The 10,444-nt window shown below is 43.2% G+C and carries 3 protein-coding genes; all 3 read left to right on the forward strand.

Translation table 11 applies throughout. The features are described from left to right. The coding region (locus tag BMZ78_RS17820) for a condensation domain-containing protein (RefSeq protein WP_245739935.1) at window positions 1-657 on the forward strand (657 nt) is incomplete at its 5' end. 231 nt (window positions 658-888) lie between these two features. Continuing rightward, window positions 889-8,508 (forward strand): non-ribosomal peptide synthetase, encoded by a 7,620-nt coding sequence (locus BMZ78_RS17825; protein WP_093231744.1) that lies wholly within the window; start codon window positions 889-891, stop codon window positions 8,506-8,508. A 156-nt stretch (window positions 8,509-8,664) separates the two neighbouring features. Then, window positions 8,665-10,444: condensation domain-containing protein (locus BMZ78_RS17830; RefSeq protein WP_139203363.1), on the forward strand; the 1,780-nt coding region annotated here is incomplete at its 3' end.

The following is a 10,444-nucleotide window of genomic DNA, read 5'->3' on the forward strand; positions in this document are numbered from 1 at the left end:
ACGGAAATCAATGATTTGCTCCTTACCGCTCTCGTTCTCACGATGAAGGAATGGACAGGCGAAACACGAGTCGCCATCGACTTGGAGGGGCATGGCCGGGAAGAGATCCTGGAAGGAATCGATCTGACTCGAACCGTGGGATGGTTTACCTCGATCTATCCGGTGTTGTTTGAACTAAAAACCGATGATCTCTCAACCGCAATCAAAGAAGTAAAAGAGACCTTGCGCCGGGTTCCCAATAAGGGCGTCGGTTATGGCCTGCTCCAGTATCTAAGCGAAGAAAAGATTGATTTCCGTTTACAGCCCGAGATGAGTTTCAACTATCTGGGGCAGTTTGGACAAGAAGGAGCAGACCAAGAAATGGCGGTCTTACCGATGGGGCACCAGATTAGTCCACGCAATCGCCAGATTCATGCCCTCGAGGTGAATGGAGTGATTATGAATGGCGTCCTGCATCTCAACTTCCACTACAATCGCAAGGCCTACTTGCCACAAACAATAGAAAAGCTGGTTGAAAGATACAAGTCTTATTTGCTGGAAGTTATTTCTCATTGTGTGAACAAAAAAACAGTGGAAAGAACCCCGAGTGATTTCAGTATGAAAAAAATGACAATGGAAGATTTGGATGATGTCTTTGCTGCGTTAAAAGATCTATAAAAAATGCGGATAAGGTGGTTGATAATCCGGGTTTCCTAATCCCAATGAGCCACTTTTCCTGAGAAAAGGCATGGGAAGCAAAGTGGAAAAGGAAAAACCGTGGTTAAAAGGAAGCATTGTCAGCCATTCTGATTCAAATCGGGGTTCCTTTTTGATCAGCAATATGCTTTGGAAAAGGAACCCCAAATCAGAAAGGAACTTTGTTAACAAGCTTGATTCGAGGTGGTTTCTATGTTTGATCCAAGTAATGTCAAGGATATTTACCGATTATCTCCGATGCAAAAAGGGATTTTATTTCATAGCTTGATGGATCAAAGTAGCCATTATTTTGAACAGATGACTTTCCATCTGGAAGGAACGGTATCGCTTGTTTGTCTGGAAGAGAGTCTCAATCTGCTGATTCAAAAATACGATATTTTACGGACGATCTTTCTCCATACCAAAGTGAAAGAACCCACACAAGTGGTTTTAAAAGAGAGAAAAGCGGCGATCGATTATCGTGATCTTTCTCATATCGAAAAAGAGAAACAAACCCAGCTGGTAGAAGAATTGAAAAAAGAGGATCGGGAGAAAGGATTTGATCTCTCTCGAGATCTCTTAATCCGTCTTACCCTGTTAAAAACCGATGATCAGCATTATCAACTGATCTTTAGTCACCATCATATTTTGATGGATGGTTGGTGTATTAGCATTCTCTTAAATGACTTATTCGACATGTATACACGACTTCTTCATAACCAACCTATTCCACGAGAAAAAGTAACTCCTTATAGTCACTACATTGCTTGGCTGGAAGAACAGGATGAAGAAGCGGCTCGAGCATATTGGAAAAACTATCTGCAAGGATATGATCAGATCACAGGTATTCCCTGCCGAACGGAATCCAAACAAACCGAGTATCAGAATGAAGAGATTTATTTTCGATTTGATCAGGAGTTAACCCAACAACTGGCTGCTTTAGCCAAAAAAAATCAAGTCACAATGAATACCGTTTTCCAAACGATCTGGGGAATTTTACTGCAAAAGTACAACAACACAACCGATGTTGTCTTTGGTTCGGTCGTATCCGGGCGGCCTGCGGAAATACCCGATGTAGAGAAGATCGTTGGTTTGTTTATTAACACTATTCCTGTTCGGATCCAGCGGAAGGAAAAAGAAAGCGTTCAAAACTTGTTGCAAAGAGTACAGGATGCGGCTCTCTCATCTGAGCCATATGACTATTTATCCTTGGCAGAAATCCAAGCAGCAAATGGATCCAAACAATTAATTGACCATGTCGTGGCATTTGAAAATTTCCCCGTGAATGAAGGAACGTTCCAAAATGGAAAGTCAGCCGGGCAACTTGGATTTACCATTACAGGAATGGATTCATTTGAACAAACCAACTACGATCTGAGTGTACAACTTCATGCCGATCAGGAATTGGTTGGAAAACTTATTTTCAATGGACGAGTCTTCCCCCGTTCCTATATGGAGCAAATTCCTAAGCATTTAGAGAATATCGCACGGATTATCGTAAAGAATCCAGATATTCCGGTTGAACAGATTGAGATCATAACTGAGGAAGAAAAGCAGCAGTTACTCGTTGGATTTAACCAAACCTATACCGACTATCCACGGAATAAAACGATTCAGCAACTATTTGAGGAGCAGGTAGAGAAAACACCTGAACAGGTTGCTTTAATTTACCAGGGAGAGTCCATGACATACCAGCAATTGAACAAGAAGAGCAATCAGCTCGCTCGGGCATTGAAGAAGAAAGGTGTACAACGAGAGCAAATAGTGGGTATCATTTCCGAGCGTTCGTTTGACATGATTGTAGGGTTGCTCGGAATCTTAAAAGCCGGTGGCGCTTATATGCCAATAGATCCCACTTATCCTGCGGATCGGATTGAGTACATGCTCGAAGATAGTGGGACCCAACTCTTAATCGTTCAAAAAGAAGAAATGATTCCGGCTTATTATCAAGGTGAGGTTGTCCTTCTCAGTGATCCACAATGGCAAGAAGAATCCGGCACTAATCTGGAGAGCGAAAATACAGCATCCGATCTTGCCTACATTATTTACACCTCCGGTTCAACCGGAAAGCCAAAAGGGATTTTAACCACTCACCGAAATGTTGTGAGAACAATCAAAAATAATGGCTATATCGAGATTACAGAAGACGATCGGATTTTACAGCTCTCCAACTATGCCTTCGATGGTTCTACCTTTGATATTTACAGTGCTTTATTAAATGGAGCCCAACTCGTCTTGGTCTCCAAAGAAGAATTGTTAGATCCTGGAAAACTGGCGAAGTTAATCGTTCAATATCAAATCACGGTTACCTTTATGACAACCGCTCTCTTTAACACCTTGGTTCACTTAGATGTTGCTTGTTTTAAGCACATGAAAAAGATTTTATTTGGCGGGGAAAAAGTATCCATCAAACATGTGCAACAAGCATTGGCGTATTTGGGAGAACACAAAATCATTCATGTCTACGGTCCAACCGAAACGACAGTGTTTGCGACTGCTTTCTCTGTCGATCGTTCGATTCTTAAGAGCCAAACAGTTCCGATTGGTAAGCCCATTAGCAATACCACCTGTTATGTTGTTAACCGGGATGGGCAGCTTCAGCCAATTGGAATCCCAGGCGAGTTATGTATTGGGGGAGAAGGGTTGGCCCGGGGCTATCTCAATCGCCCTGATCTAAAAGAGGAAAGATTTGTAGCAAATCCTTTTGTCCCTGGCGAGTGGATGTATAAAACAGGGGATTTTGTCCGCATGTTGCCGGATGGAAATATTGAATATCTTGAACGGTTGGATGATCAAGTCAAAATCCGTGGTTTCCGTATTGAGCTAGGGGAGATTACAGATCAATTGTTACAACATCCTCAAATTGAAGAGGCTGTGGTGGTCGCACGTACTGATGAGCAAGGCCATTCATATCTCTGTGCGTATCTGGTGACCGATGGCCCTTGGACGGTAGCGGAACTACGGGAACATCTGGGCAAATCCTTACCTGAATATATGATTCCTTCATACTTTGTCGAATTGGAAAAATTACCACTCAATGCCAATGGAAAAGTGGACAAACGTGCTTTACCAGAACCATTCGGCAGAGGGCAGAAGCAAGAAGACTATGCCGCTCCGACGAACGAAACAGAAGAAGATTTGGTTTCCATCTGGAAGGAGATTCTCGGAGTAGAGCAGATAGGCATTCATGACAATTTCTTTGAACTAGGTGGACATTCGCTTAAAGCGACGATGCTGGCCTCTCGTATTCATAAGAAGTTAAATGTAGAGATTCCACTGCGTGAACTCTTTAATCGTCCAACGATTAAACAATTAGCCGATTATATTCGTGAGGCAGAAGGAAATCCTTATGCGTCCATTGAGCCAGCGGAAAAGCAAGCCTACTATCCATTATCTTCTGCTCAAAGACGGATGTATATGGCACAACAGTTGGAGGATGCAAAAGGAGGAACCAGTTATAATATTCCTTTTGTCCTTGAATTACAAGGCACGCTAGATGTAGAGCAATTGTCTCAAGCATTCCGTCGCCTGATTGAACGCCATGAATCGCTCCGGACGTCATTCCATCTAGTGGATGGCAAACTAGTACAAAAGGTTCACTCACAATGGGAGTGGAACTTGGAGATGTGGGTGGCGGAGGAAGAAGAGGTTCCTGCTTTAATTGACGCGTTTCTCCGACCCTTTGAGTTAAGCGAAGCGCCCTTATTACGTGCAGGACTCATTCGACTGGATCAGGACCGGCACATTTTGATGATGGACGTGCATCACATTATCTCAGATGGGGTATCCAATACGATCTTACTCCAAGAGTTAACCCAACTCTATCGTGGAGAAAAGTTACCTCCCTTACGAATTCAATATAAAGATTATGCCGTTTGGCAGCAAAGTGAGAAGCAAAAAGAGAGTTTTAAAGAGCAAGAAACTTATTGGCTGAATCAATTTGCTGGTGAATTGCCTGTCCTGGAGCTGCCAACAGATTATACACGTCCTGCGGTTCAACAGTTCCATGGGGAGACTCTTCGCTTTGAAATGGACCGTGATCTGGTCAAACAATTAAGAGAGTTATCTAAGAAAGAAGGAAGCACTCTATTTATTACTTTATTGGCTGCGTACAATGTATTGCTCTATAAATATACCGGACAAGAAGATTTGATCGTGGGAACCCCTGTTGCGGGACGTCCTCATGCCGATCTAGAGTCCATTGTGGGTGTCTTTATTAATACGCTGGCACTCCGTAATTATCCAACAGGCAATCAAACGTTCCAACAGTTCCTGGCATCGGTCAAAGAGCGAGTGTTACAAGCTTATGAATATGGGGATTATCCATTTGATGATCTTATTGAGAAATTAAATCTCCAGCGTGATCTCAGCCGTCATCCTTTATTTGATACCATGTTGAATTTGCAAAACATGGAAATCAAGGATATGGAACTTCCCGGACTTGTTCTTCGCAACTTTGACTGGGAGTACAAAAATACCAAGTATGATCTGACTTGGGATCTTTCTGAATTAGGTTATGACCGACTCTATGTTTCGGTGGAATATAGCACCAGCTTGTTTAAACGTGAGACCATTGAGCGGATGGCTCAACATTTTGTGCATCTCTTACGTCAGATTGTGGCAAATCCGGAACAGCTTTTGTCTGAGTTTGAACTGGTTACTGAAGAAGAGAAACAGCAACTATTGTTTACATTCAACCAAACCGACAAAGACTTCCCAAAAGATAAAACCATCCATGCCTTGTTTGAAGAACAAGTAGAGAAAACGCCTGAGAGTGTCGCTGTCGTCTTTGAAGAAGATCAGCTCACTTATCGGGAGTTAAATGCGCGTGCGAATCGTTTAGCTCGTATCTTGCGAGAACAAGGAGTCCAACGGGAAAACTTCGTCGGCATTCTTGTTGATCGTTCGGCCGAGATGATTGTTGCGATTCTGGGTGTCCTCAAATCCGGTGGGGCTTATGTACCTCTTGACCCTGAATATCCTGTCGAACGAATCCTGTATATGCTGGAAGATAGTGGGGCTCAACTGTTACTGAAGCACAAGCATATCCCTACACCGGAAGGGTACAAAGGCAAAGTACTGATTCTGGATGAGCTGGAGCGGGAACAAGTCGATGATTCTAATCTTGAGATCGTCAATGAGGCGAATGATTTGGCTTATCTGATCTACACCTCCGGTTCAACAGGAAAGCCAAAAGGAGTCATGATTGAGCATCGAGGCGTAGTCAACTTGCGTCTGATGGCCGAAACCTACAATATTCGCCAAGGAAGTCGTGTCTTGCAATTAGCTCCCATTAGCTTTGATGCTTCGGTAGGGGATATCTTCCACACCTTATTATCTGGAGCGAGCCTGTATATTGTGAAAAAAGAAAAACTATTAAATGGAGCGGAGTTTATTCAGTGGCTAAGAGAAAAAGAGATTACATCGATTCCGTTTATTCCGCCATCTGTTTTAAAAGCTTTGCCTTGTGAGGATTTACCGCATTTGAATACCATTAGTACCAGTGGAGAAGCGTTACCGATTGATTTAGTGAAACATTGGGGGAAAGGAAGAACCTTCTTAAATGCCTATGGTCCAACCGAAGCAGTGGTAGATGCAACGATTGGGGAATGTACTGTTGAAATGGATAAAGCCCTGATTGGAAAACCCATTGCGAATAAGAAAATTTATATCCTCAATCAACACAATCAACTTCAACCGGTTGGTGTAACCGGTGAATTGTGCATCGGCGGAGAAGGTTTGGCACGTGGCTATCTCCATCGTCCGGATTTAACTGCCGAGCGCTTTATTCCTAACCCTTATGTACCAGGGGAAAAAATTTATAAGACGGGTGACTTGGCTCGTTGGCTTCCAGATGGAAATATCGAGTTCTTGGGACGAATCGATGATCAAGTGAAGATTCGCGGCTATAGAATTGAGTTGGGGGAAATCGAAACCCGTTTGTTAGAACATCCTTCCATCAAAGAAGCAGTGGTTGTCGCACGCCGTGACAGTCAAGGATACCCCTATCTGTGCGCTTATATGGTTACCCGTGGATCGTGGACGGTTTCAGAGCTACGCGAGCATTTGAGTCAATCGCTGCCACAATACATGATTCCTGCTAGCTTTATGGAACTGGAAAAACTACCACTTACAGCAAACGGAAAAGTAGATAAGCGCAATCTGCCTGAACCTGTGGAACCAACGGATACAGGGGCAGATTATGTGGCACCAACCGATCCCATCCAACAAACACTAGCACAAATTTGGCAAGAAGTCTTAGGAGTCAAACAAGTCGGTATTCATGATAACTTCTTTGATTTAGGTGGAGATTCTATTAAAGCGATTCAAATTGCCGCTAGACTCAATCAGCAAAACCTGAAGTTAAATATGCGAGATCTCTTTATGTATCCAACCATTTTTGATCTCACCCCATTTGTACAAACGACGCAAATCGAGTCAGAGCAAGGCCTAATCAAGGGCGATGTTCCTCTGACACCGATCCAGCATTGGTTCTTTGAACAATCCTTTGCCAAACCGCATCATTATAATCAGTCCATGATGTTGTTTAATCGAGAGGGTTGGGATCAAGAACGGGTAGAACAAGCATTTAGCCAATTGGTGGCTCATCACGATGCATTGCGCATGCGTTATCGACAAGAAGCAGGCGCGATCATCCAAACCAACTTAGGATTGGATGGAGAGCACTTTACCCTTACGGTATTTGATCTCACACAAGAAACTGATGTAAGACAGCGGATGGAGGAGGAGGCGAATCGCCTTCAAGAAAACCTCCACCTTTCTGAAGGACCGCTTGTCCGGCTTGGACTTTTCCGCACAATCAGTGGGGATTACTTGCTGATCATTATTCATCATCTGGTCGTTGATGGCGTTTCTTGGCGCATCTTACTGGAGGACTTTGAGACCCTCTATCAGCGAAAAGGGACCTTGCCAGCAAAGACCAGTTCCTATCAAACATGGGCTTCCAAGCTTCAAACTTATGCGCAGTCGAAAAAGTTGTTAAAAGAAGCCGCGTATTGGAAGGAGATCGAGCTAACCCCTGTACCAGCACTACCGAAAGATCATCCAGGGGAAAGCACATATCGCTTTGGCGATATCAAGAGCAAGACCATGGTATTTGACGTAGAAAAAACGAAGCACCTGCTGACAGAGGCACATCAAGCTTATCAGACTGAAATGAATGATCTTTTATTAGCCGCATTGGCACTGACGATTCGGGAATGGACACAGCAGAACCATGTCGCTGTCTGTTTGGAAGGACATGGTCGGGAAGAAATTATCAAAGAAATCGACCTAAGTCGTACAGTTGGATGGTTTACTTCTCTTTATCCTGTGATTTTTGATCTATCTACCAACGAATTGTCTTCTGTTATTAAAAGAGTGAAAGAAACATTACGATCGATTCCAAACAAAGGAATCGGTTATGGAATCTTAAAGTATCTAGGCGAATTAAAAGACAGTCCTTCCCGTCTCCAACCCGAAATTTCTTTCAACTATCTGGGGCAAGTGGATCAGGGCGACTCATCGATTGCTGGGGCACCGATGCCGATGGGACAGGAGATTAACCCTGACAATCATAATACCTATGCGCTGGATATCAATGGGGCTGTCGTCAATGGTCAATTACAAATGAATTTTCTATATAACCCTCATGTCTTTACGGCGGATACCATTGAAAATGTGGTGGAACGGTATCGATTCTACCTGACACAAATCGTGGATCATTGTATCCAGAAAGAAATGACTGAACACACACCGAGTGATTTTACTGAAAAAGATTTAACGTTAGAAGAACTGGATGATGTGTTTGCTGTGTTTGAAGGGCAAGAGTAAGTGACGGGGCAGTTGACAAATCCGGGTTTCCTTTTCGAAGTGAACGATTTTTGCCAGAGGTGAAGCAATGGAAGCCAAACGGAAAAGGAAACCCGGGATTAGAATGAAACCTTTGTCAACAAGCTGGAACTGGAGATAGTTGAGGAGTGGTAGGGTGTGTTTGATAGAAGAAACGTAAAAGATATCTATCGTTTATCTCCGATGCAACAAGGAATGTTGTTTCATTCCTTAAAAGATCCTGATCGCTCGGTTTACTTTGACCAGATGAGTTTCCGTATCGAAGGAACTCTTGATCTGGATTGTTTAGAAAAAAGCTTCAACCACTTGATTCAAAAATATGATGTGTTGCGCACTGTTTTTATCTATGAAAAGGTGAAGCGACCGCTCCAAATTGTAATGAAAGAGAGAAAGGGAGAGATCCATTTTGAAGATCTCTCGCACTTAAACACGAAAGAGCAAGAAGCTTATTTGCAAGCCTTTAGAAAGAAGGATCGGGAGAAGGGATTTAACCTTTCCCGGGATCTTCTCATCCGTCTTTCTGTCATTCAATTGGGACCTCATACGTATGAAATGATGATCAGTAGTCACCACATTTTGATGGATGGTTGGTGTGTGGGGATCTTATTGAGTGATCTCTTTGAGATGTATCAGCGTTCTTTACATCATCAGCCCCTTCCACAAGTGAAAGCGATCCCTTATAGTACGTATATTCGTTGGTTGGAAGAGCAGGATGAGGAAGAAGCTTATGCTTACTGGAAAGAGTACTTGCAAGGGTATGACCAGGTAGTAGAGATACCCTTTAAAAACACCAAACCCTCATCCGAGGCAGTGCATGAATCGTATACTTTTTATTTTGATGAAGAGCTGACAGAACGTTTATCTCAGTTTGCAAAATCTTATCAAGTCACCATGAATACCGTTTTTCAAACCATGTGGGGGGTTCTGCTCCAAAAATATAATCAGACCAAAGATGTGATCTTTGGATCGGTTGTTTCTGGAAGACCTGCCGAGATCCAAGGTGTAGAGAAGATTGTAGGTTTGTTTATCAATACCATTCCTGTCCGGATTTGCAGTAAAGAACAGGAACCTTTTGTAGATTTGTTAAAACGGGTACAAAAAGAAGCCTTGATCTCTGAACAATATCATTATGTTTCACTGGCCGATATTCAAAAGATAAGTGGGGTAGCTGAGAATAAGCTGTTAAACCACATTATTGCTTTTGAAAACTATCCAGTGAGCCTTGGAAATTGGGGTCAGGAAGAAAGTCTTTCCTCCATAGGTTTTACCATTACAGGAATGGATGTATTTGAACAGACCAACTATGATTTTGGTCTGCAAGTTCATCTTTCCAATCGTTTGATGGTGAAGATTTCGTTTAATCGGGCTTTATATCGTCGGGAATGGATTGAACAAATGGAGAGTCATTTGCTTCAGATTGCCCGGACTGTGTTGAGTCAGCCTTCCATTCCGGTAGAAGAAATAGAAATCCTTACCGAAAAAGAAAAAGATCAATTGATATATGGTTTTAATCAGGCTTCGGTTGCCTTCCCAGCAGAAAAAACAATTCAGGCACTGTTTGAGGAACAAGTGGCGAAAACGCCTGATCAGATCGCTGTGGTATTTAAAGACGAGTCCCTTACTTATCGTGAACTCAACGCTCGAGCCAACCAATTGGCAAGATACTTGCGGAAACAGGGAGTGGAGAGGGAATCGTTTGTCGCGATTCTGATGGATCGTTCCTTGGACATGATTGTCAGCATTCTGGGGGTACTGAAGGCTGGAGGCGCGTATGTGCCGATTGATCCGACTTACCCCGCTGAACGGATTGCCCACATCTTGGAAGATAGTGAAGCGAAGCACTTGCTCGTACAGCACCAGGAGCAAGCACCTGAAACTTATAAGGGCATTGTCTTGGCCATGAATGCGATCCCCTGGC

This window comes from Thermoflavimicrobium dichotomicum (genome assembly GCF_900114055.1).
Taxonomy (GTDB): domain Bacteria; phylum Bacillota; class Bacilli; order Thermoactinomycetales; family Thermoactinomycetaceae; genus Thermoflavimicrobium; species Thermoflavimicrobium dichotomicum.

What these genes read in the sequence shown, in the direction of transcription:
- BMZ78_RS17825 (WP_093231744.1), top strand. Translation starts at nt 889, where the DNA reads ATGTTTGATCCAAGTAATGTCAAGGATATTTACCGATTATCTCCGATG.